Origin of the sequence: Kingella sp. (in: b-proteobacteria) (assembly GCF_030527935.1) — a bacterium.
In the GTDB taxonomy this organism is placed as follows: domain Bacteria; phylum Pseudomonadota; class Gammaproteobacteria; order Burkholderiales; family Neisseriaceae; genus Kingella_B.
In genome coordinates this window covers 1-25,006 of sequence record NZ_JAUMZV010000033.1, presented here as the reverse complement: position 1 = coordinate 25,006, position 25,006 = coordinate 1, and the positions used below count along the sequence as shown (strand labels likewise).

At 53.0% G+C, this 25,006-nt stretch carries 26 protein-coding genes and 2 pseudogenes; 15 read left to right on the top strand and 13 right to left on the bottom strand.

Annotated features, from left to right (window positions below; all coding sequences use genetic code 11):
• Positions 1 to 208, bottom strand: a pseudogene (locus Q4A85_RS10255) (hypothetical protein); the annotation flags it as partial.
• Between the two features lie 621 nt (positions 209 to 829).
• Between Q4A85_RS10255 and pdxJ the strand changes: the two are divergent.
• From pdxJ to Q4A85_RS10235, 4 genes are all read left to right on the top strand, one after another.
• Positions 830 to 1,561: a pyridoxine 5'-phosphate synthase gene (pdxJ, locus tag Q4A85_RS10250; RefSeq protein ID WP_303110042.1), complete on the top strand. Its 732-nt coding sequence runs from the start codon at positions 830 to 832 to the stop codon at positions 1,559 to 1,561.
• Positions 1,562 to 1,573: 12 nt separating this feature from the next.
• The gene (gene acpS, locus Q4A85_RS10245; protein WP_303110040.1) at positions 1,574 to 1,954 is read left to right on the top strand and encodes a holo-ACP synthase; all 381 of its coding nucleotides are present in this window, start codon (positions 1,574 to 1,576) and stop codon (positions 1,952 to 1,954) included.
• 95 nt (positions 1,955 to 2,049) lie between these two features.
• Complete coding sequence (locus Q4A85_RS10240) at positions 2,050 to 2,184, top strand: hypothetical protein (RefSeq protein WP_303110038.1); 135 nt, start codon at positions 2,050 to 2,052, stop codon at positions 2,182 to 2,184.
• 163 nt (positions 2,185 to 2,347) lie between these two features.
• Complete coding sequence (locus tag Q4A85_RS10235; protein ID WP_303110036.1) at positions 2,348 to 2,488, top strand: hypothetical protein; 141 nt, start codon at positions 2,348 to 2,350, stop codon at positions 2,486 to 2,488.
• Between the two features lie 20 nt (positions 2,489 to 2,508).
• Here Q4A85_RS10235 and Q4A85_RS10230 read toward each other — a convergent pair whose 3' ends face one another.
• Both Q4A85_RS10230 and Q4A85_RS10225 read right to left on the bottom strand, forming a co-directional pair.
• A complete protein-coding gene (locus Q4A85_RS10230) occupies positions 2,509 to 4,305 on the bottom strand; it encodes an acyl-CoA dehydrogenase family protein (protein ID WP_303110034.1) in 1,797 nt (598 codons plus the stop codon).
• Positions 4,306 to 4,479: 174 nt separating this feature from the next.
• The gene (locus tag Q4A85_RS10225; RefSeq protein WP_303110032.1) at positions 4,480 to 4,659 is read right to left on the bottom strand and encodes a DUF2061 domain-containing protein; all 180 of its coding nucleotides are present in this window, start codon (positions 4,657 to 4,659) and stop codon (positions 4,480 to 4,482) included.
• A gap of 203 nt (positions 4,660 to 4,862) precedes the next feature.
• Between Q4A85_RS10225 and Q4A85_RS10220 the strand changes: the two genes are divergently transcribed.
• On the top strand, positions 4,863 to 6,485 hold the full coding sequence (locus tag Q4A85_RS10220) for an ABC-F family ATPase (RefSeq protein ID WP_303110030.1): 1,623 nt from the start codon (positions 4,863 to 4,865) through the stop codon (positions 6,483 to 6,485).
• Between the two features lie 141 nt (positions 6,486 to 6,626).
• Positions 6,627 to 7,007: pseudogene (locus Q4A85_RS13265) on the top strand (ankyrin repeat domain-containing protein); the annotation flags it as partial.
• A gap of 234 nt (positions 7,008 to 7,241) precedes the next feature.
• On the opposite strand, the gene hfq reads toward Q4A85_RS13265, so the two are convergent.
• Positions 7,242 to 7,535, bottom strand: a complete 294-nt coding sequence (gene hfq / locus Q4A85_RS10210; protein WP_303110028.1) for an RNA chaperone Hfq — start codon at positions 7,533 to 7,535, stop codon at positions 7,242 to 7,244.
• A gap of 188 nt (positions 7,536 to 7,723) precedes the next feature.
• Here hfq and Q4A85_RS10205 point away from each other — a divergent pair, with 188 nt between their 5' ends.
• Positions 7,724 to 8,116: a hypothetical protein gene (locus Q4A85_RS10205; RefSeq protein WP_303110026.1), complete on the top strand. Its 393-nt coding sequence runs from the start codon at positions 7,724 to 7,726 to the stop codon at positions 8,114 to 8,116.
• 151 nt (positions 8,117 to 8,267) lie between these two features.
• Positions 8,268 to 10,271 (top strand): DNA helicase Rep, encoded by a 2,004-nt coding sequence (gene rep / locus Q4A85_RS10200; RefSeq protein WP_303110048.1) that lies wholly within the window; start codon positions 8,268 to 8,270, stop codon positions 10,269 to 10,271.
• A gap of 21 nt (positions 10,272 to 10,292) precedes the next feature.
• Here the strand turns inward: rep and Q4A85_RS10195 are convergent, their stop codons facing one another.
• Complete coding sequence (locus Q4A85_RS10195) at positions 10,293 to 10,505, bottom strand: hypothetical protein (RefSeq protein WP_303110024.1); 213 nt, start codon at positions 10,503 to 10,505, stop codon at positions 10,293 to 10,295.
• A 622-nt stretch (positions 10,506 to 11,127) separates the two neighbouring features.
• Here Q4A85_RS10195 and Q4A85_RS10190 point away from each other — a divergent pair.
• Entirely contained in the window at positions 11,128 to 12,756 is a 1,629-nt protein-coding gene (locus Q4A85_RS10190) for a CTP synthase (protein WP_303110046.1), read from the top strand.
• On the opposite strand, the gene Q4A85_RS10185 is transcribed toward Q4A85_RS10190, so the two are convergent.
• Positions 12,713 to 12,886 carry a hypothetical protein gene (locus Q4A85_RS10185; RefSeq protein WP_303110022.1) on the bottom strand — a complete coding sequence of 58 codons (174 nt, stop codon included), beginning with the start codon at positions 12,884 to 12,886 and terminating at the stop codon, positions 12,713 to 12,715. The two genes, Q4A85_RS10190 and Q4A85_RS10185, sit on opposite strands and share 44 nt — an antisense overlap.
• Positions 12,887 to 12,949: 63 nt before the next feature.
• Between Q4A85_RS10185 and Q4A85_RS10180 the strand changes: the two genes are divergently transcribed.
• The 3 genes from Q4A85_RS10180 to Q4A85_RS10170 all read left to right on the top strand — a co-directional run bounded on the left by Q4A85_RS10180 (position 12,950) and on the right by Q4A85_RS10170 (position 15,292).
• Positions 12,950 to 14,470 (top strand): MFS transporter, encoded by a 1,521-nt coding sequence (locus tag Q4A85_RS10180; protein ID WP_303110020.1) that lies wholly within the window; start codon positions 12,950 to 12,952, stop codon positions 14,468 to 14,470.
• Between the two features lie 115 nt (positions 14,471 to 14,585).
• Complete coding sequence (locus Q4A85_RS10175; RefSeq protein WP_303110019.1) at positions 14,586 to 14,744, top strand: hypothetical protein; 159 nt, start codon at positions 14,586 to 14,588, stop codon at positions 14,742 to 14,744.
• Between the two features lie 254 nt (positions 14,745 to 14,998).
• Complete coding sequence (locus tag Q4A85_RS10170) at positions 14,999 to 15,292, top strand: transposase (RefSeq protein WP_303110018.1); 294 nt, start codon at positions 14,999 to 15,001, stop codon at positions 15,290 to 15,292.
• A gap of 73 nt (positions 15,293 to 15,365) precedes the next feature.
• Here the strand turns inward: Q4A85_RS10170 and bfr (Q4A85_RS10165) are convergent, their stop codons facing one another.
• Together bfr (Q4A85_RS10165) and bfr (Q4A85_RS10160) are read right to left on the bottom strand one after the other, a co-directional pair.
• Entirely contained in the window at positions 15,366 to 15,842 is a 477-nt protein-coding gene (gene bfr, locus Q4A85_RS10165; protein ID WP_303110017.1) for a bacterioferritin, read from the bottom strand.
• A 10-nt stretch (positions 15,843 to 15,852) separates the two neighbouring features.
• The gene (gene bfr / locus Q4A85_RS10160; protein ID WP_303110015.1) at positions 15,853 to 16,317 is read right to left on the bottom strand and encodes a bacterioferritin; all 465 of its coding nucleotides are present in this window, start codon (positions 16,315 to 16,317) and stop codon (positions 15,853 to 15,855) included.
• 391 nt (positions 16,318 to 16,708) lie between these two features.
• On the opposite strand from bfr (Q4A85_RS10160), the gene dapA reads away from it, so the two are divergent.
• From dapA to Q4A85_RS10145, 3 genes are all read left to right on the top strand, one after another.
• Positions 16,709 to 17,584 (top strand): 4-hydroxy-tetrahydrodipicolinate synthase, encoded by an 876-nt coding sequence (gene dapA / locus Q4A85_RS10155; RefSeq protein ID WP_303110013.1) that lies wholly within the window; start codon positions 16,709 to 16,711, stop codon positions 17,582 to 17,584.
• Positions 17,585 to 17,602: 18 nt separating this feature from the next.
• Complete coding sequence (bamC, locus tag Q4A85_RS10150) at positions 17,603 to 18,742, top strand: outer membrane protein assembly factor BamC (protein ID WP_303110009.1); 1,140 nt, start codon at positions 17,603 to 17,605, stop codon at positions 18,740 to 18,742.
• Positions 18,743 to 18,834: 92 nt separating this feature from the next.
• Complete coding sequence (locus Q4A85_RS10145; RefSeq protein ID WP_303110008.1) at positions 18,835 to 19,008, top strand: hypothetical protein; 174 nt, start codon at positions 18,835 to 18,837, stop codon at positions 19,006 to 19,008.
• Positions 19,009 to 19,141: 133 nt separating this feature from the next.
• Here Q4A85_RS10145 and Q4A85_RS10140 read toward each other — a convergent pair whose 3' ends face one another.
• The 5 genes from Q4A85_RS10140 to rsmB form a co-directional block, all read right to left on the bottom strand.
• Complete coding sequence (locus tag Q4A85_RS10140) at positions 19,142 to 20,443, bottom strand: sigma-54 dependent transcriptional regulator (protein WP_303110006.1); 1,302 nt, start codon at positions 20,441 to 20,443, stop codon at positions 19,142 to 19,144.
• Positions 20,440 to 22,566, bottom strand: coding sequence for a PAS domain-containing sensor histidine kinase (locus Q4A85_RS10135; protein ID WP_303110005.1), 2,127 nt, complete (start codon positions 22,564 to 22,566; stop codon positions 20,440 to 20,442). The genes Q4A85_RS10140 and Q4A85_RS10135 overlap by 4 nt, the downstream gene beginning before the upstream one ends.
• 29 nt (positions 22,567 to 22,595) lie before the next feature.
• Complete coding sequence (locus Q4A85_RS10130) at positions 22,596 to 22,727, bottom strand: hypothetical protein (protein WP_303110004.1); 132 nt, start codon at positions 22,725 to 22,727, stop codon at positions 22,596 to 22,598.
• A gap of 148 nt (positions 22,728 to 22,875) precedes the next feature.
• Positions 22,876 to 23,424, bottom strand: a complete 549-nt coding sequence (locus Q4A85_RS10125) for a DUF4390 domain-containing protein (protein WP_303110044.1) — start codon at positions 23,422 to 23,424, stop codon at positions 22,876 to 22,878.
• A 205-nt stretch (positions 23,425 to 23,629) separates the two neighbouring features.
• Positions 23,630 to 24,886 carry a 16S rRNA (cytosine(967)-C(5))-methyltransferase RsmB gene (gene rsmB / locus Q4A85_RS10120; protein WP_303110003.1) on the bottom strand — a complete coding sequence of 419 codons (1,257 nt, stop codon included), beginning with the start codon at positions 24,884 to 24,886 and terminating at the stop codon, positions 23,630 to 23,632.
• Between the last annotated feature and the right edge of the window lie 120 nt (positions 24,887 to 25,006).

Below are 25,006 nucleotides of genomic sequence, written 5' to 3'. Positions count from 1 at the left end.
TTTCGGGAAAAAGCGTGCGCTTGTCCGACGGCGCACGAAGTGCGGCTAGTTCGCATGCGCCGAAAAAAGGATGCTCAGTGAGGGAAGTCTGGCGTAGCCAAACCTGCACGTCGGGGTCGCCTTTCTTTTGCTTTGAACCTGTATTCATTGTCCGCACGAATAGATTTTGCGTCATAAAAGCATGGATACAAGGCGCAAAGCGCAGCAAGGTTGGACACCTTGCGAGCATTTGCAACGCCGTAGCCATGTTTTTAGGGCGTGAAAGCTATCGTGTGGATGATGAATGCAGGTTCACACTTTGGCGAAGCAAAGAAAAGTAAGTGCCCCGCTGGCACAAAGCGCATGGTTAAAGCTACACACCAAGCACACCACAAAGCATCAACCTATTTTCAGGCTGCCTTGCAATGCTCAAACGCGGGCGCAACCACTTGGGCAACCTGAAACGCCACCCCGCGCCCCCTACGGCTTGCGTGCAAGCCGTGCGCCAGTTTAAATAAAAGGCAGCCTGAAAACGCTTCTACCCATTTTCAGGCTGCCTTAAACCGCATAAAAACCGCACACAAAAAAACGGTGTGAACAAACCACCGTTCACACCGAAACACACACATCAAGAGGAAAACAATTTAGAAATATCTCAAAACAACAACTTGCGTCGCCCTTGCGATGGAAAGGATTATGGGGGATGCGCTTGATTTTCGTTTTGACATATGTCAAAGAAGATTTTGGCGGCGGCAAAAATTTGAGCAAATAAACAAATTTTGCCGAAGCGCGGGGCGGAAAGTGCTAAACTGAGCCTGTTTTTTTGTTAACAAATATTAAGGAAACAACCATGTTACTGGGCATCAATATTGACCACGTTGCCACGCTGCGCAACGCACGCGGCGCGTCTTATCCCAGCCCGCTGGAAGCGGCTTTGGTGGCGGAAACCAATGGCGCGGATGCGATTACTTTGCATCTGCGCGAAGACCGCCGCCACATCAGGGATGCGGATGTGTTTGCCATCAAGCAGGCGATTAAAACGCGCATGAATTTGGAAATGGCGATGACCGAAGAGATGCTGGCAAACGCGCTGCAAGTGATGCCCGAAGATGTGTGCATCGTGCCCGAAAAGCGCACCGAAGTTACTACCGAAGGCGGCTTGGATGTGGTGGGGCAGCCTGAAAAAGTGCGCGAGTATGTGGCGAAGCTGCACGCGGCGGGCATTCGCGTGTCGCTGTTTATTGATGCCGACCGTGCGCAAATTCAGGCTGCCTATGATGGCGGCGCGCGGGTGATTGAATTGCACACGGGCGCGTATGCTGATGCGGCTACGCCTGCGGCGCGACAAGCGGAATTAGCCAAAATCCGCGATGCGGCGGCGTTTGCCGATGGCTTGGGGATAACGGTGAACGCGGGGCATGGTTTGACCATTCAAAACGTGGGCGCGATTGCGCAGATTCCGCAGATTGTGGAGTTGAATATTGGGCATTCTATTGTTGCACAAGCGGTGTTTTTGGGCTTGCCCGCTGCCATTGCGCAGATGAAAGAAGCAATGTTCCGCGCCCGCAGCGGCATCAAATAGGCAAGCCTGAAAATGATTTACGGCATTGGCACGGATATTGTCGCCGTGCCGCGCATTGCGGCGTTGCATCAACGCTACGGCGATGCGCTGGCGCGGCGCATTTTAACGGCGAGCGAATGGGCAAACTACGCCGCACACGCCCAGCCCGCGCGGTTTTTGGCGAAACGCTTTGCGGCAAAAGAAGCGTTTGCCAAGGCGGTGGGCACGGGCATCTGCGAGCCTGTTAGCCTGCGCTTTATCGGCGTGGCGCATGATGCGCTGGGCAAGCCGATGTTTGCCTGCGCCCCAGAATTAGCCGCTTGGCTGGCAGAACACGGCATCGCGCGGGTGCATTTGAGCGTGAGCGATGAAAAGGAGCAGGTGGTGGCGTTTGCGCTGGCGGAAGCGGGGTAGGGCAGCCAGAAACCTTCGCAAAACCTTACCCCAACAACACAACGGCTGAGTTCATTATCAACTCAGCCGTTTCCAACCGCAATCTTGTCATCTAGATGTCATCCATTGCAAACAATGCTTTGGATGGCTATACCTTTGGTTTTCAGGCTGCCTATGCGTGGATAGGCAGCATTAGGCAGCTTGAAACCATCAAAACCCATTTTAAGAACCTGTATTCACTATTTCCATAGGCAGATTTGATGACATAAAAGCGCGGATACAAGGCAAAAAGCGCAGCAAGGTTGGACACCTTGTGAGCATTTTTAACGCAGTAGCCGCGTTTTTAGGGCATAAAAGATGTCTATGGAAATAGTGAATACAGGTTCTAATTCCATAACAAGCATAGTGCACACAATGAATTACCCACCAAAATGTTCGCCACACAACAAAATGGTAAGCAAACCAGTTGCCAGCCCTACGCGCCAAAAGGCAGCCTGCGACCGCAGGAAGTCCCTTTGGGGAAAACGCCCGCTCATCCATTTCAGGCTGCCTTAATCATCCCAACCGCTGCACCATCAATACCACCCCTGCGGCACATCCGCCAGCCCTTGCACCGCCGCCACTTGCGCCGCCAGCCCATCTGCCTGCGGCAGAATGTGGGCAAAATATGCCTGCGCGGTGTGTTGCTGCGCGTGGTAAAACGGCTCGCCGAACACGTTTTCCTGCTTGCCTGCCAACGCATCCGCTGCGGCTAGATACGCCCGCGCCAGCTCAATCGCGCCGAGTGTGGTGCCCATTTGTTGCAAATAGGCGTGGGCGGCGAAGGCGGCGTTTTCCCTAAAGGGACTTCCTTCGGTCGCAGGCTGCCTTTGGGCGTAGTCCACCATGTGCGCCACGCTTTGTTCAGCCAGCGCAATCGCGTGGCGCAGCGCGTGGGCAAGCGTGGGCTGGGTGGCGGCGAGCGCGGCGGCGAGTTCATTGCCTTCCGCCAGCAGTTTTAATGGCAACGCGCCTTGGTTGCCTGTGGTTTTGCGCCCTGCCAAATCGGCAGCCTGAATGCCGTTGGTGCCTTCGTAAATCGGCGTGATGCGCACATCGCGCAGCAGCTGAGCTACGCCGCTTTCTTCCACATAGCCTGCGCCGCCGTAAATTTGCAGCGCAAGGCTGGCAAGCGATACGCCGTTGTCGGTGTGCCATGCTTTTACAATCGGAATCAGAAAATCCAACTCGCGCTCGGCTTGTTTACGCGCCGCGTTGTCCGTCAAGCCGTCTGCCAAGTCAAACAACGCCGCCGCGCGCAGATACAGCGCACGTTGCGCCGCCAGCGTGGCTTTTTGCACCGCCAGCATTCGGCGCACATCGGGGTGGGCAATGATGGCGACATCGCGCCCGTCTATCGCGCCTTGCACGCGCTCGGCGGCGTAGGCACGGGCGTTTTGATAGGCGCGTTCGGCAACGGCGTGCCCTTCAATGCCCACGTTTAGCCGCGCGGCTTTCATCATGGTAAACATATACGCCAAGCCTTTGCCTGCGCGCCCGACCAAATAGCCTGTTGCGCCGTCAAACTGCATGGTGCAAGTGGGGCTGGCGTGGATGCCGAGTTTGTGCTCCAAGCCCACCACCTGCACGGCGTTGCGCGCGCCCAAGCTGCCATCGGCGTTGATTAAAAATTTGGGCACAATAAACAACGAGATGCCTTGCACGCCCGCCGCTGCATCGGGCAGCCGCGCCAGCACCAGATGGATGATGTTTTCGGTGAGTTCCTGCTCGCCCCAAGTGATGAAGATTTTTTGCCCTGTGATGCGATACGCGCCGTTGCCATCAGGCGTGGCTTGTGTGGCAACGTGCGCCAAATCCGACCCCGCCGCAGGCTCGCTTAAATTCATCGTGCCGCTCCATTCGCCCGCGCACATTTTGGGCAAATACGCCGCTTGCTGCTCTGCGCTGCCATGCTTGCGGATGGCATCCACCGCGCCCAGCGTGAGCATGGGCAACAGCGACAGCGACAAATTTGCCGCGCACCACATTTCTTCACACGCGGCAGACACCAGCGCAGGCAAGCCCTGCCCGCCAAATTCGACAGGCGCGCGCAGCCCCGCCCAGCCCGCTTCGCAAAATTCACGATACGCCCGCGCCAAATCGGCATGGGTGTGCACTTGGTTGCCCACCAGTTTCGCGCCGTGCAAATCGCCCGTGCGGTTGGTGTGCGCCCACGATTGCTCGGCAAATTTTGCCGCTTCATCCAACACCGCTGCCACAGTATCCGCATCCAACGCCAAATCTTGCGCGGCGGGCAGTTGCAACACATCGGCGAGTTTGCCGTGGACGTGTAGGGCGAAATTTAGTTCGTTTACAGGGGCTTGGTAGCGCATGGGAACTCCTTTTTGGATTGAGAAATGAGAGTGGGATTTTAGCACAGCAAACCGCGCCACTTGGTCATTTGAGGCAGCCTGAAAACAACGTTGCAACCGATTAAAAGGCAGCCTGAAAACATTTTAGCTGCCATTTGGCTTCACTCGTTTTCAGGCTGCCTCAACCGTTGCTCATTATGCCGACTTGCCACCAAACTTCTGCCAAGCCTTCTCGTGGAAATAAAAAGCCACCGTGTTTACCATCGGCTCAACCAACGCCACTGCGCTGGAAATTCCCAAGCTGCCCGTTAACACATAAGCCACGCTAAACGCCACGCTAAAATGCAACACCGCAAAAGTAAACGTTTTTTTCATTTTGAGCACTCCAAATAAATGTTAAGTGCATAAATGATAGCCTTTCTTATTTAACAAGGTTGCTGATTTTACAAATCGCCGCCATAGTCCGCTTTCAGACTGCCTATTCACCACATTTCCGCCAGCCACAACGCAGTCTGCTCCCCCGAAATATGCTAAAATCCCGCCCTTTGCACAATTTAACAAATCAACAAGGATAAACCATGATTTCCACCAACAACATCACCATGCAGTTCGGCGCGAAGCCGCTGTTTGAAAACGTCTCCGTCAAATTCGGCGAAGGCAACCGCTACGGCTTAATCGGCGCGAACGGTTCGGGCAAATCCACCTTCATGAAGATTTTGGGCGGCGATTTGGAGCAGACCAGCGGCGAAGTGGCGATTGAACACGGCGTGCGGCTGGGCAAACTGCGCCAAGACCAGTTTGCCTACGAAGACATGCGCGTGCTGGACGTGGTGCTGATGGGGCACACCGAAATGTGGGCGGCGATGATCGAGCGCGACGCGATTTACGCCAATCCCGAAGCCACCGAAGAAGACTATATGCACGCCGCCGAACTGGAAGCCAAGTTCGCCGAATACGACGGCTACACCGCCGAAGCGCGCGCCGCCGAACTGTTGAGCGGCGTGGGCATTGCCGAAGAACTGCACAACGCCACCATGGCGGAAGTCGCCCCCGGCTTCAAGCTGCGCGTACTGCTGGCGCAAGCCCTGTTCTCCAAACCCGACGTGCTGCTGCTGGACGAGCCGACCAACAACTTGGACATCAACACCATCCGCTGGCTGGAAGGCGTGCTGAACCAATACGACAGCACCATGATTATCATCAGCCACGACCGCCACTTCCTGAACGAAGTCTGCACCCACATGGCGGATTTGGACTACAACACCATCACCGTTTACCCCGGCAATTACGACGACTACATGCTCGCCTCCGCCCAATCCCGCGAGCGCGCGCTGAAAGATAACGCCAAAGCCAAAGAAAAATTGCAGGAATTACAAGAATTTGTGGCGCGCTTCTCGGCCAACAAATCCAAAGCCCGCCAAGCCACCAGCCGTCTGAAACAGGCCGACAAAATCAAAGCAGAAATGGTGGAAGTGAAGCCCTCCACCCGCCAAAACCCGTATATCCGCTTTGAACCCGACGAGAAAAACAAGCTGCACCGCCAAGCCGTGGAAGTGGAAAACCTCGCCAAATCGTTCGACAAAACCCTGTTTGAAAAACTGTCTTATATTCTCGAAGCCGGACAACACCTCGCCATCATCGGCCCGAACGGCGCAGGCAAATCCACCCTGCTGAAACTGCTGGCCGGCGCGTTTGACGAAAAACTGTCCGACATCAAACCCGATGCAGGCTGCATCAAATGGGCGGAAAAAGCCACCGTCGGCTACTACCCGCAAGACCACGAAAACGATTTTGACGTGGACATGGATTTAACCGAATGGATGCGCCAATGGGGGCAGGAAGGCGACGACGAACAAGTGATTCGCGGCACGCTCGGCCGCCTGCTGTTCGGCAGCAACGACGTGGTGAAAAAAGTGAAAGTGCTCTCCGGCGGTGAAAAAGGCCGTATGCTCTACGGCAAACTCTTGCTGCTGAAACCCAATGTGCTGATTATGGACGAGCCGACCAACCACATGGACATGGAAAGCATCGAGTCGCTGAACATGGCGCTGGAAAAATATACAGGCACGCTGATTTTCGTGTCGCACGACCGCCAGTTCGTCTCCTCGCTCGCCACGCAGATTATCGAGCTAGACGGCAACGGCGGCTATGAGCATTATCTCGGCGATTACGAGAGCTATTTGGCGAAGAAAGGGGTTTGATTGGCAAAAAGGCAGCCTGAAAACGGGGATAACGGTTTCAGGCTGCCTTTCTATCATCAAACCGTTTTATTACGCGGACAATTGCAAAGGCTACCTGAAAAAGGCAGCCTGAAATCCAACCCCGCCAACAAAGGACTCCCCATGCCCAAAAAGAAAACCACCCTGCCCAAAAACTTCTGCGAACTCTGCCAAGCAGGCGACATCACCGCCCTGCAAGCCATCTATGCCGACACCGACATCAACGCCACCGAGCGCGGCGGCGCAAAATTCCACCCGCTGGCATTAGATGAAACCCCGCCCGCCTTCATGCAATGGCTGCTTGACCACGGCGCAGATGTCCATTTCCGCCGCAGCAAAGACGACAGCCCGCCGCTCTATCACCAAGTCCAAGCAGGCAACGCCGAACACGCCGCCGTGCTGCTGCAAAACGGCGCAAACGCCAACTACCGCAACGAATACGGCAACAGCATTCTCCATTTTGCCGAAACCCCCGCGCTCATCAAACTGCTGCTGGCGCACGGCGCAAACCCCGCCGCCATAAACAAACGCGGGCAAACCCCGTTTGACAGCCTGCTAGACCACGTCCCGCTTGCCAAACAATCCGAAATCCCTTACCGCGCATCGCCCAAATCCGCCCAAAGGCAGCCTGAAACCAACAAAATAAATTTCAACGAAGCGAAACAGCATCTAAAAACATTTCAGGCTGCCTATCACCATCAAGGCAGCCTGAAAATCATTTCGCGCGATCGGTTGGGCTTATTCAGCAGCGGGCGCAGTCGTTTCCACTTGTTGCAACTCGGGTTTACCAGCGGGCTTGCTGTTGCCATCGTGTTGCACGCTCACCGCGCGGGCGGGAACAATGGTAGAAATCGCGTGTTTGTACACCATTTGCGTAACCGCCGTGTTGCGCAGCAGCACAACATATTGGTCAAATGATTCCACTTGCCCTTGCAATTTAATGCCGTTTACCAAATAAATGGAAACGGGAACGTGTTCGCGGCGTAATGCATTCAAAAAAGGGTCTTGTAGAAGTTGTCCTTTGGTTGTCATTGTTATTAAACTCCAATGTTATTATTGCGAACCTGTTTAGGTTCAAAAAAGGGCGCAAACGCCCAGCCGTAAAGGATTTGAATTCTAATTCAAATTGGCGTTTTTACCAAATTCTTTTTGTTATTTGGCTTATAATTTTTAACTGTAAGCAATTTTCAGGCTGCCTAATCATGCATTTTCCGCCCCCATTGTTTCCCTATCGTGCCCAAACGGGCACGCAAAGCATCGCCAGTTTAACCGCGCTGGCGATTTTGCCCGATGAACGCGCCGAACACGCGGCGGTGTTGCGGCAAGTGCTTACCCAGCAAAACGGCTATTTATCGCGCGAACAATGCAGCGCGTATTACCCCGCCGAGCTTTTGGAATACGCGCTGTATCATCCCGAGCAGGGTCAGGCGTACACCATCAGCGTGTTGATTTTGTTGCAAACGGCGGTGTTGCACAAACAGCTTTCGCCTGATTTGGAGATGGCGATAGAACGCTATTGGAAGGAAGTGCGCGATACGCTGCCTGCTAGTATGCAGCAGGCGTTAGACCAAGCGTTTCGTTATGTGGCGGGTATGTTTCGGTGGATTGAATGAATGGCGAATGGCTTTCAGGCTGCTTCAATATAACGAGCAATAGAAAATAAATTTTAATCTAATCAACAACATAAGGCATCCTGAAAACCTCAGGCTTCAACGAAGCAAAGCGCAATATATTATTTCAGGCTGCCTTTATATCCCAATTAACATCATGAAACTGAATCCCCAACAACAAGCCGCCGTGGAGTATTTGGGCGGCGCATTATTTGTGCTGGCGGGCGCGGGCAGCGGCAAAACGCGCGTCATCACCGAAAAAATCGCCTACATGATTACGCAGGCAGGCTATAAGCCGCACCACATCGCGGCGATTACGTTCACCAACAAGGCGGCGAAAGAGATGCAAGAGCGCGTGTCGGCGCGGCTGGGGCGCGAGCAAACGCGCGGTTTAACCGTGTGCACGTTTCACTCGCTGGGGATGCGGATTTTGCGCGAAGAAGCGCAACACATTGGCTACAAAAAGAATTTTTCCATTTTGGATGCGTCCGATAGCGCGCGCATTGTAGGCGAATTGCTCGGCAGCACGGGGCGCGAGGCGGTGTTTAAGGCGCAGCATCAGATTTCGCTGTGGAAAAACAATTTGCAAACGCCCGAAGTGGCTTTTCAGGCTGCCGATGATGATTGGGCAAAGCAAATCGCGCAGGTGTATGCCGCGTATCAAACCACGTTGGCGCATTATCAAGCGGTTGATTTTGATGATTTAATTCGGCTGCCCACGCTGCTGTTGCAGCAAAATTCGGAGGTGCGCTTGAAGTGGCAACAGCGTTTGCAATATTTGTTGATTGACGAATGCCAAGACACCAACGCTTGCCAGTATGCGCTGATGCGCGCGCTGGTGGGCTTGGAGGGGCGGTTTACGGCGGTAGGCGATGACGACCAGTCTATTTATGCGTGGCGCGGGGCGAATATGGAGAATTTGCGCCGTTTGCAAGAGGATTATCCGCAGATAAAAATCATCAAATTGGAGCAGAATTATCGTTCCACCGCGCGGATTTTGAAGGTGGCAAACCAAGTGATTGCCAACAATCCCAAGCTGTTTCCCAAAACGCTGTGGTCGCAGCTGGGCGAGGGCGAGGTGGTGCGCGTGGTGGCGTGCCAAAGCGAAACGCACGAAGCGGAATTTGTGGCGCAGCAGATTGCGCGTAACAAGCTGATTTACGGCGCAAATTTTGCCGATTTTGCCATTTTGTATCGCGGCAACCACCAAGCGCGGCTGTTTGAAGACGCGCTGCGCTCGGCGCGGATTCCGTATCAGATTTCGGGCGGGCAAAGTTTTTACGACAAGGCGGAGATTAAAGACGTGTTGTCGTATCTGCGCCTGCTGGCGAACCCCGACGACGACCCTGCGTTTTTGCGCGCGGCAACCACGCCCAAGCGCGGCATTGGCGACACCACGCTGGGCAAGCTCAACGATTACGCCAAGCAACACGAATGCAGCTTGTTTCAGGCTGCCCAAAGCATGGAAGCGTTAGCCGCGTTGAACGCGAAAAACCGCGAAGCGGTGCAGCAGTTTGTGTATTTGATACAGGATTATCAGGCGCGAGCGGCGGCGGACGATGCGGGCGAAGTGGTGCAAAATTTGTTGCAAGAGATTGAATACGAAGCCTATTTGATGAGCGCAGACGAGAGCGGCAAGGCGGCGGAAATGCGTTGGCAAAACGTGCAAGATTTAGCAGCATGGCTGGCGAAAAAAGGCGAAGAGGGTGGGAAAAACCTGATTGAACTCACGCAAACCATCGCGCTGATGACGCTGCTGGAAGGGCGCGACGATGGCGAAATAGACGCGGTGAAAATGTCCACCCTGCACGCATCCAAAGGCTTGGAGTATCCGTTTGTGTATTTGGTCGGCTGCGAAGAAGGGCTGTTCCCCCACGCCGACAGCGTGGAAGCAGGCGCGTTGGAAGAAGAGCGGCGGCTGATGTATGTCGGCATCACCCGCGCCAAGCAGCAGCTCACGCTCACGCATTGCATCAAACGCAAGCGGCAAGGCACGTTTGTGTTCCCCGAGCCCAGCCGCTTTATCAACGAAATGCCGCAAAGCGATTTGGACATTTTGGGGCGCAAAGGCGGCAAGCCGATTGTCTCCAAAGAAGAAGGGCGCGAACGGCTGGGCAATATGCTGGCAGCGTTGAAAGCGAAAACGGGGCGGGAGTAGGGTTTCAGGCTGCCCCAAGCATCAATGCAGCCTGAAACAGAACATGGCGTATCGCCGCCATCCCCACTCTTTCCGTTGCCGTAGCGCAAACGTTTCAGGCTGCCTTTGGGCATTGCAAAGGCAGCCTGAAAACACAATACGCAATGGAGCGGCGACGGCTCGTCGCCCAATGCTAACTGATTGCGCCAAGGCAGCCTGAAAACACAAAACCGCTTGTGCATTGCACCATTCCATTTTTACTGGATAGATTGCCTTTCAGGCTGCCTAACTATTCACGAATGGTTAATACAACTGCCCATTCCCCTAAGTCCAGCCGAACGGAGCATCCTTTCTTCGGGAAAAAGCGTGCGCTTGTTCGACGACGCGCAAAGCGCGGCTAGTTCGCACGCGCCGAAAAAAGGATGCGCAGTGAGGGAAGTTCGCGCAGCGAACCTGCACGTCGGGGTCGCCTTTCTTTTGCCAGAACCTGTATTCGTTATCTGCGCGAGCGGATTTTGTATTCAGTGAATACGAATACAAGGCGACAAGCCAAGTTAATAGCGAGACTATTAGCTTGGCTTGGCAACGCAGTAGGCGTGTTCAATGAATGCAAAAGCAGCCGTGCAGATAGCAAATGCAGGTTCTTATCTTTGGCGAAGCAAAGAAAAGTAAGTGCCCCGTCAGCATGAAGCGCATGGTTAAAACTACACCCAAAGCCAACTACAAAGCACCAACCCAAAGCGTGGTGTGCGGCGCAACGCACGTTCTGGCAAAAATTCATTTGGCGTTGCCACACCCTATTTACCACCCGCCCACAAACTTTTACTTACCACCAATTTGCGTTAAAATCGCGCATTCCAACACAGGTATCACCATCATGACAAAATTCATCTTCGTAACGGGCGGCGTTGTTTCTTCATTGGGTAAAGGCATCGCCGCCGCTTCTATTGCCGCCATCCTAGAATCGCGCGGGCTAAACGTAACCATGCTCAAACTAGACCCCTACATCAACGTTGACCCCGGCACGATGAGCCCATTCCAGCACGGCGAAGTCTTTGTAACCGATGACGGCGCAGAAACCGATTTAGATTTAGGGCATTACGAACGCTTCATCAACGCCACGCTCACTCGCGCTAACAGTTTCAGCTCGGGGCAAGTGTATGAAAACGTTATCGCCAAAGAGCGGCGCGGCGACTATTTGGGCGGCACGGTGCAAGTCATCCCCCACATCACAGACGAAATCAAACGCCGCATCCACGAAGGCGCGGCGGGCAAAGACGTAGCGATTGTGGAAATCGGCGGCACGGTGGGCGACATTGAATCGCTGCCGTTTTTGGAAGCCATCCGCCAAATGCGCAGCCAGCTTGGTCGCGCCAACACCTTGTTTGTGCACCTGTCTTTTGTGCCCTACATCGCCGCCGCAGGCGAAATCAAAACCAAGCCCACGCAGCACACCGTGAAAGAAATGCTCAGCATCGGCTTGCAGCCCGACATTCTCATCTGCCGCATGGACAGAATCCTGCCCGATGAAGAACGCCGCAAAATCGCGCTGTTTTGCAACGTGGAAGAACGCGCCGTGGTGGGCAGCTACGATGCCAAAAGCATCTACGAAGTGCCAGAAATGCTGCACAATCAAGGCATTGACACCATTATTTGCGAGCAGTTGCAGCTGAATGTGCGCCAAGCCGATTTAACCGAGTGGAAAAAAATTGTGTATGCGATTGAAAACCCGCAGCACAAAGTAAACATCGCCATGGTGGGCAAATATGTGGATTTAACCGAGTCCTACAAATCGCTCACCGAAGCCCTGCGCCATGCAGGCATCCACACGCAAACCGATGTAAACATTACTTATATTGACAGCGAAACGCTAGAAACAGACGGCGTAGGCAGCCTGAAAAACTTTGATGCCATCCTTGTGCCGGGTGGCTTTGGCTCGCGCGGTGTGGAAGGCAAAATCGCCGCCGCCCGCTATGCGCGTGAACACAACATCCCGTATTTGGGCATCTGTTTGGGGATGCAAATCGCGCTGATTGAATACGCCCGCGACGTGGCAGGCTTGGCAGGCGCAAATTCCACCGAGTTTGACTTGAAAGCCGCCCACCCCGTTATCGCGCTGATTGACGAATGGCAAACCGCCGATGGCAGCGTGGAAAAACGCGATGAACACACCGATTTGGGCGGCACTATGCGCTTGGGCGCGCAGGAAGTGGCGTTGAAGCAAGGCAGCCTTGCCGCCAAAATCTATGGCGCAACCCAAATCCGCGAACGCCATCGCCACCGCTACGAAGTGAACAACCATTATGTGCCGCAGCTTGAAGCCGCAGGCTTGGTCATCGGCGGCGTGTCGGCAGGGCGCGAGCGGCTGGTGGAAACGATTGAAATCCCCAACCATCCGTGGTTTTTCGCCTGCCAGTTCCACCCCGAATTTACATCCAACCCGCGCAAAGGACATCCGCTGTTTACCGCGTTTGTGAAAGCCGCGTTGCAGCAGCATCAGAAGTGATGGGGTGGGCATCGGCATAAATAGGCAGCCTGAAAACGAGATAGAGTGTTTTCAGGCTGCCTTGTTTTTCAGGCTGCCTATATGCCATCTGCTCGCCATAGGCATCCTGCGGAGCGTAGCGGAGTTGCAAAGCTAAAACCGCCCAGCCCCAATGCTATAATCCAAGCTTTCCATCTTTCTCACCATCCATCCCATGTCTTCATTCGCTCATTCGCTCAAAGGCTATCAAGACCGCCGTGCTATTGCTTTGCTGTTGCTCGGTTTTTCCGCTGGCATTCCCATTTTGCTGATTTTTTCCACGCTGTCGCTGTGGCTGCTGGAAGCGGGCGTGAAGCGTGAGATGGTTACCATGTTTAGCTGGGCGGCGTTGGGCTATTCGTTTAAATTTGTGTGGTCGCCGTTGATTGATGCGCTGCCTGTGCCGCTGCTGTCGCGCTGGTTGGGCAAGCGGCGCGGTTGGCTGTTGCTGGCGCAGGGGCTGATTATTGTGGCGATTGTGTTGATGTCGTCCATCAATCCGCAGTTTTCAGGCAGCCTGAATGCGATGGCTTGGGGCGCGGTGCTGCTGGGCTTTTCGTCTGCCACGCAAGATGTGGTGATTGATGCGTATCGCATTGAAGCCGCGCCCGATGATAGTGCGATGCAATCGGTGATGTCGTCCACCTACACGGCGGGCTATCGGCTGGGCATGATTGTAGCGGGGGCGGGGTCGTTGATGCTGGCGCAATGGCTGGGTTCAACCAAGGAGCATTATGCGTACAGCGCGTGGCAGCAGACCTATTGGGCGATGGCGGCGACGATGCTGGTGGGTATGGCGGCGACGCTGTGGGTGCGCGAGCCTGCGGCGTATCAAGCCAAGGCGGCGGGGCAGAGCACGGGCGACAATGTGCGCTTGCTGGCGATGTTTGCGCTGGCGGTGCTGGCGTTTGTGGCGGCGTTTCGCCAAATCAACACGCTGCTGCCTGAACACGCATCTTCGCCTGTGGTTGCGCTGCTGTGGGAAACGCTGCGGCTGGCGGGTTCGCTGCTGGCGGCGGTGGCGGTGGGCTGGGCGGCGGTAAAAATCAAATTGGTGCGCGCGGATGCGGTGCGCCGCGTGTGGATTGCGCCGCTGGCGGATTTTTTCGCCCGCTATGGCAAACGCGCGGTGCTGCTGCTGGCTTTGATTGGGTTGTATCGCATTTCGGATATTGTGTCGGGCGTGATTTCCAACGTGTTTTACGCCGACATGGGGTTTAGCAAGGTGGAGATTGCGGGTGCGGTGAAAACCTTTGGCGTGGCGATGTCTATTTTGGGCGGCATCGCGGGCGGCGTGCTGGCACAGCGGTTTCGCTTGATGAACATGATGATGCTGGGCGCGGTGGCGGCGGCGGCAACCAATTTGCTGTTTGTGTGGCTTGCCCTGCGCGGGCATGATGTGCCGCTGATGTACACGGCGGTGGGGTTGGACAATTTTGCCGCAGGCTTGGCGGGCACGGTGTTTGTGGCGTTTTTGTCTGCGCTTACCAACATCCGCTTTACGGCGGTGCAATACGCGCTGTTTTCATCGCTGATGACGCTGTTGCCCAAAACCCTTGGCGGCTATTCGGGCGCGATTGTGAAGCAGATTGATTACACAGGGTTTTTCTTGTTTACCGCTGCGCTGGGCGTACCGATTTTGCTGTTGGTTTGGTGGGCGGATAGGGTGTTGTTTCGGGAGGATGAGGCGGCCTGAAAACGAACGAAGTGAGTTTCGGCGCAGCCAAAATGGATTGGGTTAAGCCAAAGGCAGAGTTGCTTTTCAAGCTGCCTTTGTTTTGTGATGTTTCATTATTTGAAAGGGAATAAAAATGAATATTTTGATGACGATTGTGCTTGCTGTATTGATACTGGCGGTGCTGGCGTTTACCCAGTTTAAGCATATGATTCAAAAGCCTGATAACGAAGTAATTCGTTGGATTAACGCCACCCATGCCATTTTGATGTGCATGAATAATAAGAATATTTAGAACCCGTATTCACAAAAATGATAAAATTCCCCAATGACTAGAAAATCCTACCCCACAGACCTAACAGACCAACAATGGCAACAAATACAGCCATACTTCAACAACCATCGTACCTATGAATGAGATAAGCGAGAACTGGTTAATGCCGTACTCTACATCACCAAAACAGGCTGCCAATAGCGAATGCTGCCTAACGATTTCCCACCTTATTCAACCGTATGGAGCTTTTTTCGCGGAGCCAATCAAAAAGGTTTATGGGACAAAATATTGCAACAACTGGTAAAAAAAGACGAGTAAGCACCAATAAAAGCCCAGAACCAAGCTATGCCATTATTGATTCACAAAGTGTCAAAACGTGTGGTGCGGCAGAAGATAAAGGCTTTGATGGTGGCAAAAAAGTTAAAGGCCGTAAACGGCATATTGTTGTCGATCCCATGGGGAATTTGCTGGGTGTTGTAGTTCATGCGGCACACATACACGATACCAAAGCAGGTATTTTTGTGGCGCAAAAAGCAATAGAAGCCCCCCATAGGCAGCCTGAAAAATAAAAACCACCCGCCCCAAAGAGCAGATGGTTTTTCTCGTTTACTCGGCTTACCAGAGTTTTGGTAGTGGTTTGTTTTAATCGTCCTCTTGCGCCCCGAGTTGTAGGTAGTTCTCTATGCCCATGCCGGCAATCAATTCCTGTTGCGTTTCCAGCCAGTCAATATGTTCCTCGTTTTCATCTTTTTGTTTTTCCAACAAATCACGCGAAACATAATCCTGCTTTTCCTCGCAAACCGCAATCGCTGCAATCAAGGCATCATGCTTGTCATATTCCTTCTTCAAATCGCATTCAATAATTTCCGCAGGCGATTCACCAATCAGCAATTTGCCCAACTCTTGCAAATTTGGCAAACCTTCCAGCAGCAACACACGCTCAATAATTGCGTCCGCCGCCTTCATTTCCTTAATGGATTGTTTGTAGAAATGGCAACCCAATTCCTCCAAACCCCAATTTTTCAAAATCCGCGCGTGCAGAAAATATTGGTTAATCGTAATCAGCAGCAAGCCCAAATTCTTGTTCAACTGCTGGATAACTTGACGGTCTCCTTGCATCGGCTAATCCTTACACTTGGCTTTGCAAGTAATTTTGTTCGCCCATCATGCCAATCAAGCGAAGCTGTTGTTCCAACCAATGCGCGTGGTCTTCTTCGGTGTCTTTCAACTGCGCCACCATCAATTCACGGGTAACATAATCTTGTTTTTCTTCGCACAATTTCACGCCTTTTTTCAACGCCGCGCGCACGTGCAATTCGGTTGCTAAATCCGCTTCCAAGCATTCTTTTACCGTTGTGCCAATGTTCAAGCCATCGGGCGTCATTTTAGGCGTACCACCCAGCATCAAAATACGGCGGATAAAATCTTCCGCGTGCTGCGTTTCTTCTTCCATTTCGTGATTCAAACGCTCAAACAACTTGTTGTAGCCCCATTCGGCATACATACGCGAGTGAATAAAATATTGGTCGCGAGCAGCCAATTCGCCTGCCAACAACTCGTTCATATAAGCCAAAACTTCTTTATCGCCTTGCATATCTATTTTCCTTGTAATGTGAATGTTAAAAAACGAGAGAGACATCACGTCTCAACGCGGAGTGCATTGTAGCAATGTTTCAGTAAAAATCAAATTTTATATTAAAATACAAACAATTATCAACAATGCCATGCCTGTGGATTTAAGATGATAAGCATTTTTATCCCGCAAAATTCATAGCAACATCAAATAACTAATTTGAAAATGATTGCTGATTATTATTAAACTCCCATTTTTGCTCGCTAAATATTTACGTTTATTTACAAAAACAGCTTTCAGGCTGCCTGAATATGTGTTTTAATTTTGCCCACGCTTGGAAATAGGCTAAAATCATGCGCCGTTGCACACGCTGCAACGTTTTTCAATTTTTCACAAATAAAAGGTGAATATCATGCTAACAGGAAGCATTGTTGCACTCATTACCCCCATGCACGCCGATGGCAGCGTGAACTACGAACAACTGCAAGCACTGGTTGAATGGCACATCGCTAACGGCACAGATGCCATCGTTGCCGTGGGCACAACAGGTGAATCCGCCACCCTTTCCGTTGAAGAACATTTGAAAGTGGTTGAAACCGTCATCAAAACCGCCAACAAGCGCATTCCTGTTGTGGCAGGCGCAGGCGCAAACAACACCCGCGAAGCCATTGTGCTTGCCCAAGCCGCCGAAAAACTGGGCGCAGATTACACGCTATCCGTTGTTCCTTATTACAACAAACCTTCGCAAGAAGGCATGTATCAACACTTCAAAGCCATCGCCGAAGCCGCAGCCATCCCCATGATTGTGTACAACGTCCCAGGGCGCACCGTGGTGGATATGTGTAACGACACCATCGTGCGTTTAGCGCAAATCCCCAATATCGTGGGCGTAAAAGAAGCCAGCGGCAACATCGGGCGCGTGGTTTCTTTGATTAACAACGTGCCAGAAGGTTTCGCCGTTTATTCGGGCGACGACCCCACAGGTATGGCGAATATGCTTTGCGGCGGCAAAGGCGTGATTAACGTGGCAGGCAACGTTGCTCCTAAATTGTTCTCGCAAATGTGCCACAGCGCATTGGATGGCAACATTGCCCAAGCGCGCGAGCTGAACAAACGCCTTGTGCCTTTGTATGACGTGATGTTCTGTGAGCCCAGCCCCGCTTCACCAAAATGGGCAGCATCACAACTGGGCGTATGCGCGGAACACGTTCGCTTGCCTATCTTGCCATTAAGCCCTGCCGCGCAAGAAAAAGTTCGTGCTGCTTTAAAAGCAACCAACTTGATTTAATTTTTTTGGAAGGTGTACATGAACCACATCAAACCCCTTGTTTTAGCCCTAACCGCTATCAGCCTTGCTGCTTGCTCTGGCAGCAAAAAAGAAAACCCCAAGCTGGATTACCAATCTGCCAACAATAAAATTGTGAGCTTGGAAGTGCCACCTGATTTAAACGACCCGCGCAACGGCGATTTATACAGCCTGCCCAAAGGCACAACCGCTAACCCCAATGCGTTGAAAGAAACCAAATCGCAAGGCGGAAAAAAAGTCTTAAATCAAGTGAAAGACGCGCACATTGAGCGTCAAGGCAATCAACGCTGGTTGGTGGTGAAAAACAAATCGGCAGCAGAAATGTGGCCACTGCTGCGCGCATTCTGGCAAGAAGCAGGCTTTACCATTTATTCCGAAGAGCCACAAGCGGGCTTAATGGAAACCGAATGGGCGGAAAACCGCGCCAAATTGCCCAACCAAGGCTTGCGCAAGCTGTTTGACAAAGTGGGCATGGGGGGCGTGTACACCACTAGCGAGCGCGATAAATTCTTGATTCGCATGGAGCGCAACAGCCGTACAGGCGATTTGGATATTTTCTTTACGCACAAAGGCTTGGAAGAAGTTTTTGACAGCAAAAAAGAAGAAAGCACCATTTGGCAGCCACGCGCCAACGACCCGAATTTAGAAGCGGCGTTCTTGTCGCGCTTTATGCAATATTTGGGCGTGGATGAAGCAGTTGCCACCCAGCAAACGGCGGTTCGCGCCGACCAAGCGCAAGGCACGGAATTTGCCAAGCTGGAACAAGACAGCGTGATTGTGTATGGCGCGGCAGAGCGCAATGTAAACCGCATCGCTTCCGCGCTTGACCGCATTGGCTTAACCGTTCAGCAATTTGTGAGCGAGCGCGGGATGTTTATTGTGCGCCCTGCGCCCACCCAAAGCGAAGAATTGGCACAGGCAGCGGCAGATAATCGCAAACCTGGTTTGTTGAGCCGCTGGTTTAAAGGCAAAAAAGCCCAACAGCCTGCTGCAACAACCAACCAGTCCGTGCAGTTGCTGGTGGGCTTGGTGCAAGAGCCGAATGGGCAACGTGTTGTGTTGTTAGACCAAGCAGGCAAGCCGTTGAATGATGCGCGTGCGAATAAATGGATACGTGAGTTGTATAACGAGTTGAAGTAAACGAAGCGATAGAAGGCAGCTTTTCAGGCTGCCTTTTTTGTATTGGGGCAGCCTGAAAAGATGAGCAGCCTGAAAACGAGTGCTAAATTGTTTTGACTTATACGGTTCGCCAACAGCAGCCTGAAAATGGAATATGGATGGTTTGCGTGGGCTACTCGCTCAATAGGCGAGCGATGAATTTGCGCTGTGTTAAGTTGATTTTCAGGCTGCCTTTGGGAATGTTGCTAAGGCGCAATCCAAAACATAGGCAGCCTGAAAACGGGTAAAGCAGGTTTCAATAGAGCAAAAACAGCATAAAAGACCATTTTCAGGCTGCCTACCCGCATCCCTACAAGGCAGCCTGAAAACACAAAACCCGCATCCAATGGTGCGGGTTTATGATTACGCGGTTTCTTCATTCTAGTTGCAGCTTTCATTGCAGCTTTCTTGACCGCCATTGTTCGCAGCGGTGCGGCGCGAGAAAGTGATGCCAAGCTGTTTGAGTTTGCGATACAGATGGGTGCGCTCCAAGCCCACTTTTTGCGCCACGCGGCTCATGTTGTGGTTTTCTTGGCGGATGTGAAATTCAAAATAGCGGCGTTCCAATTCTTCGCGCAGTTCGCGCAAGGGCAGGTTGAAATTGAACGCGCTGCGCACATCGGCAAACGTTTCTTCGGTGTTGAATTGGTTGAGCAAGCGCGAAACGGCGATGTCGCTGATTTCGTTTTGCTCGCAGTTGAGCACCAAGCTGTTGATGACGTTGCGTAGTTGTTCAAAATTGCCCGGCCAGTCGTATTGGCGCAAGCGATTCATGGCGTTGGTGGCGAATTTAATGGGGCGTTTGGGGGAGATTTCGTTGAGCAGCCGATTGACGATAAAGGGGATGTCTTCGGAATGCTGGCGCAGGGATGGGATGTTGATAATTGCGCTGGATAGTACGCTCATTAGGCGGGTGTCGCTTTGCGAATTATCTAAAAGTTCGTTGAGCGGGCGCGAGCTGATGAACACGATGCGGGTGTTGTGTTTGTCGGCTTTGCTGGTAAGAAAGGCGATGCCTTGACGGATGTTTTTGCTTAATTGGGAGATGTCGCCCAGATAAAGCACGCCGTTGGTGGCTTTATTGAGCAGTTCGTTGGGGATGTCTATGATTTGCTCGGCGCGCGTGGGCTGCACCCAAGGCGTGTCTTTTTTGTGGAAAAAGCGGGCGATGATTTCAAAGGGCGAGCCCGTTTCGCCGATAAGCAGCACGGCACTGTTGTGCGTTTGCGCTTGTTTGACTTGCTGATTGAATGTTTGAATCACGGCGCTGTTGCCCAAGCTTTCAATTACGGCGTTTTGGCTGTTTTCGGATTCGTTTTGTTTGAGCGCGCGTTCCACGGCTTGCAAGAGTTTTTGCAAGGGGATGGGTTTTTCTAGAAAGTCTATCGCGCCGATTTTGGTGGCTTCTACGGCGGTGTCAATGCTGCCGTGTCCACTCATCATAATCACGGGCATGGTAAGCTGCCCATTTTTTGCCCATTCTTTGAGCAGGGTAATGCCGTCGCTATCGGGCATCCAAATATCCAGCAGCACAAGGGCTGGGCGGTTTTTGTTGCGCATAGCACGCGCTTCGCCTGCGTTGGCGGCGAGCGAAACGGTGTAGCCTTCATCTTCAAGAGTTTCCTGCAATACTTCGCGGATTCCAATTTCGTCATCGACGATTAAGATGTCTGTACTTCTCATGAGTTTTCTGCTTCTGTTGTTGTTATCTTAGGTAGTGTAATGCTAATGCTTGCACCAGATGGGATTTGGTTGGCTAGGCTGATGTGCCCGCCGTGTTCTTCTATGATCTTTTTGACTACGGGCAAGCCTAGTCCTGTGCCTGTGGGCTTGTCGGTAACATAGGGTTCAAAGGCGTTTTGCAGCATTTGCGGGCTGAAACTTTTGCCGTTGTTGGTTACGGTGAGACTGATGGTGGTCTCATGTACCAAGATTTGAATGTGGGTTTCAGGCTGCGGGTCGCTTTCGGCGGCTTCGGCAGCGTTTTTGAATAGGTTGTGCAACACTTGGCGCATGGCGGTGGTGTCGGCTTGCATCCACGCGGGCTTGGGGCTTAAATCGGCAATGAATTGGCAGGGGCTGCTTTCATAAAGCACTAGAACTTCGGAAACGAGAGTGTTGAGATTGGTTTCGGTGAGTTTTAGGCTGGGCGCGCGGGCGTAGTTGCGGAAGGCTTCTACCATTTCTTTGAGCGCGGCGACTTGTTTGATGATGGTGTCGGTGGATTTGGTTAGGATTTGCGCGTTTTTTGTGTCTAATTTGTCTTGCAATTTCCATGCCAACCGTTCGGCGGAGAGTTGGATGGGGGTGAGCGGGTTGCGGATTTCGTGGGCTAAGCGTTTGGCAACTTCGCCCCATGCGGCTTCTTTTTGGGCGCGGACGAGCTCGGTGATGTTGTCAAACACGAGCACCAAGCCTTTGCCGTTTTCGGCGGGCAGGCGGATGGCTTTGCCCAGCAGGATGCGGCTGCTGTCTTGTGCGGTGTAGGAGAGTTCTACGGGCTCGGGGCTGTGTTCGCTGGCGATTAGGGCGTTGATGAGCGCGGCGGCGGCGTGGTGTTGCGGGCTGAAATCATACCATGCGCTGGTTTGCTCGCCGATGTGTTGGGCTAGGTCTATGTCTAGCATTTGTTGTGCGCTGGTGTTGTAGGTTTTCAGGCTGCCTTGGTGGTCTAGGGTAATCACGCCTGCGCTTAGGCTGTTTAACACGCGCTCTAAATAATGGCGGGCAGCTTCTTGTTCTTTGTGGTGGCGTTCGTTGGCAAATTGGGCGTTGGCAAGCTGTTGGGTCATGTAGTTAAACATGCCTGATAGCTTGCCCAGTTCGTCTTGGCTGGTTACGGGAATGCGGCGGCTGAAATCGTTGTGTGCAACGGAGCGTGCGCCATCGGCTAGGGCGATGATGGGTTCAACGAAGCGGCGGGCGAAATACAGCGCGGCGGCAAGCGAGAGCAGAATGGCGAGCAGGGCGGCGATGAGCAAGGTGGCGAGAAAGAAGGTTTGCAAGCCTTTTTGGGCGAAGACGAGTTCGGCGTATTTGGCGCGGGCGGATTCTATCAGCTCGGCATCTTTGGCGACGCTTTCGGGGATGGGCTGCCTGAAAAAGAAGATATATTGTTTACTGACGTATTTTGGCAGCATTATCCAGCCGCTAGCATATAGCGTGCCATTTACGTTTTCTATGCTGCGGATGATTTGTTGCTGTTGCAGCGATTGCAGGGTGGCGGGGTCAAAATCGGGGGCGGGGAGTTTTTGGGGATTGCGCTCGGCAACGAGTTGGTGGTTGTCTAGTTGCCACAGGGCAAGATGGCTGAATGTGCGGGCTTGCTGGGTTTGGAAGGCTTCGTAGGGGTCTTTGCTTTGCACGAGCGCGGTGGCTAGGTTGGCGCGGATGCGTTGGGCTTCTTGCACGCTGTTGCTGGCGGCGTTGTCTAGCGCGGTTTGGCTGAGTTTCAGGCTGCGTTCTAGGGCTTCTTTGGTGTCGTTGCCAAACCATGAGTTGATGCTGTGGGCGATAAATTGAACGGCAACGCCGAGCAAAAATAGGGCGGGCAAGGCGGCGACGATGGCGAACATGGTGGAGAGACGGCGGGCGATTTGCGAGCCGAAAACGTGGTTGCGTTTGTCGCGGACGATGTGCCAGATGTAGCGCAGGGTTACGATGAGCATGGCAAAGGCGAGCGCGCCTGTGAAGCTGGCGATTGCCCAGAAATAGGGGGCGTAGGGGCTGTTGCTGTCGGTGGATTGGCTTAGGGCGTAAAGGGCGATAAAGGAAAGGATGCCGCAGAAGATAAGGAATTTTTGCATGATGGGATGGGGTGGTGAGAATGGGGTTTTCAGGCTGCTTTTTTGGGGGGGCGTGGGGTGATGGGATGGGGTTTGGGGAAGTTTGTAAACTTGTTTTCAGGCTGCCTTTGGCGGGATGGATAGTTAGAGGCAGCCTGAAACCTTTGCAAAATCCAAAACACAACAAGAAATAGTCAATTCTTCGTCATTCCCGCGTAGGCGGGAATCTTGGTAGGACTTACGCAATGGATTGTTTTTTCACGCATTTATGAATATTGGACAAGATTCCCGCCTGCGCGGGAATGACGGTATTTTTTGTTTTCAGGCTGCCTACTGCTTAATCGTCAAATCATGCCAACCCGAATCCAAATCCCAATCGCGCGAGTTGATGGCGTTGATTTGGAAAGGCTTGGGCAGCTTGGTGGTGGTGAGATTAAGCTTAACCTGGGCTTTGACTTCGCTGGCGGGCGTTTCAGACAACGCGCCTTCGTTGAGCACTTGCCAGTTGGCGATTGCGCCGATGGCTTTGAGCGCGGTGGCTAGGCTGTTGTATTCGGTGGAAAATGTGCCCACGGCAACGCGGTAGCGATTGGTGAGCGGGTGAAAGGTCAGGCGGTAGCTAACGCTGTTGGCAGTGCTAATAAGTTGGTTGATTTTGAAGCGATAGGACGCGAGTGTGGGGCGTTCTAGGCGGTAGGACAAGGAAAAATCCAGTGGCACGCCTTGTTGTAGCGCGTTTTGCAGTTGCTCGGGCAGCTCGGTTTGAAAGCGGGTGCTGATGGCAAGCTGCCCATTGGCTTGGATTTTGGCTTCGTAGCGCGTGGCGGTGATGGTGTCGGCGTGGCTGCTGGGGCTGAGCAATAAGGCGGTGGCAAGCATCAGCGCGATAAGGCAGCCTGAAAACGGGGTTAGGCGGCTGCACACGTTTTCAGGCTGCCTTGGATTGAGCAGCAACAATCGGCTTGGGACGTTGCCCAGATGATGGGTTTGCGCTGTGCGGCAACGTTGGGTTTTCAGGCTGCCTTTGCGGCGCAAGGGGTAAGGCAGCCTGAAAACCAAAGGCGGCAATGTAGTGAAAACGCGGTTAATGTTTTTCAATAAGTGCGTAATAAAAGCCATCTTGTTTTTCGCTTGGGATAAGGATTTTTTCGGTTTGCAAACGGGCATCGGCGTGGCGATTGAGAAAGCGTTGGCATTGCTGCTGGTTTTCTTCTTCAAACAGCGAACAGGTTGCCAACAGCATCCGCCCGCCTGATTTGAGCGTTGTCCACAGCGCATCCAGCAGCGGCTCTTGCTGGCGGGCGGTTTTATACGCATCGCTGGGGCGGCGCAGCCACTTGATGTCAGGATTGCGCTTAATCGTGCCCGATGCGGTGCAGGGGATGTCTGCCAAGATTGCGTCAAACGGCTCGCCATTATACCAATCACTTAAATTTTGGGCATCGGCGCAATGTAAGGCAGCCTGAAAATGCAATCGGGCAAGGTTGTCGCGCACACGTTGCAGGCGTTGCGGGGCAATGTCTAGCGCAGTTACCGCGCAATCGGCAAGTTCCAAAATATGCCCTGTTTTGCCCCCCGGCGCGGCGCAAGCGTCTAGGATGCGTTCGCCGTTTTGCGGGGCGAGCAACGGCGCGGCTTGCTGCGCGCCCCAATCTTGCACCGACACCCAGCCATCGGCAAAGCGCGGCAACTGCGCAACGGGCACGGCTTGGCTTAAACGGATGGCGTAGTCGTCCAAAATTTTGCCGTTTAGCCCCGCATCGTGCAGCATGGCAAGGTATTGCTCGGCGTTGGCATGGCGGCGATTAACGCGCAGCGTGAGCGGCGGATGGGCTTGGAACGCGGTGGCGATGTTGTGCCAATGTTTGGTGTATTGATTTTGCAAGGTTTTTTGCAGCCAAATGGGTAGATTATGTTTGGCAACATCGTCATAGCGGCAGGCTTTGTTGAGCCCATCTTTTTCGCGCAAAAAGCGGCGCAAGATGGCGTTGGCAAACGAGCGAAATTGCCCACGTCCGATTTGCGCGATGTGGTTCACCGCTTCGTTTACCACCGCGTGCGGCGCGTTTTGCGTGTGGTTGAGCTGATAGAGCGCAACCAGCAGATAGCTTTGCAGGGCTTCGTTGTCAATCGGCTTGTTGAGCATTTTGCCGAGCATAAATTTCAGGCTGCCTAAATGGCGTTGGCAGCCATAGGCGATGTCTTGCAGCATACCTTTGTCTTGTGCGGTGAGCTCGGGGTTTTGCGCGATGATGTGCGCGAGTTCATCGGCAAGATTTTTGCCTGATGCCACAGCGGCAAGGGTGTGCGCGGCGAGAGATTGGACTTGGTAGAGGGACATGGGTTTCCTTTGGAAAAGGTAGGTTTCAGGCTGCCTGAAAAAACTTAATTGGGTGCAATATTTTCTTGGGGCTGTCCTAGATAACTCAGGAAATTCACATTAAGTTAGAATTTCCCCTAT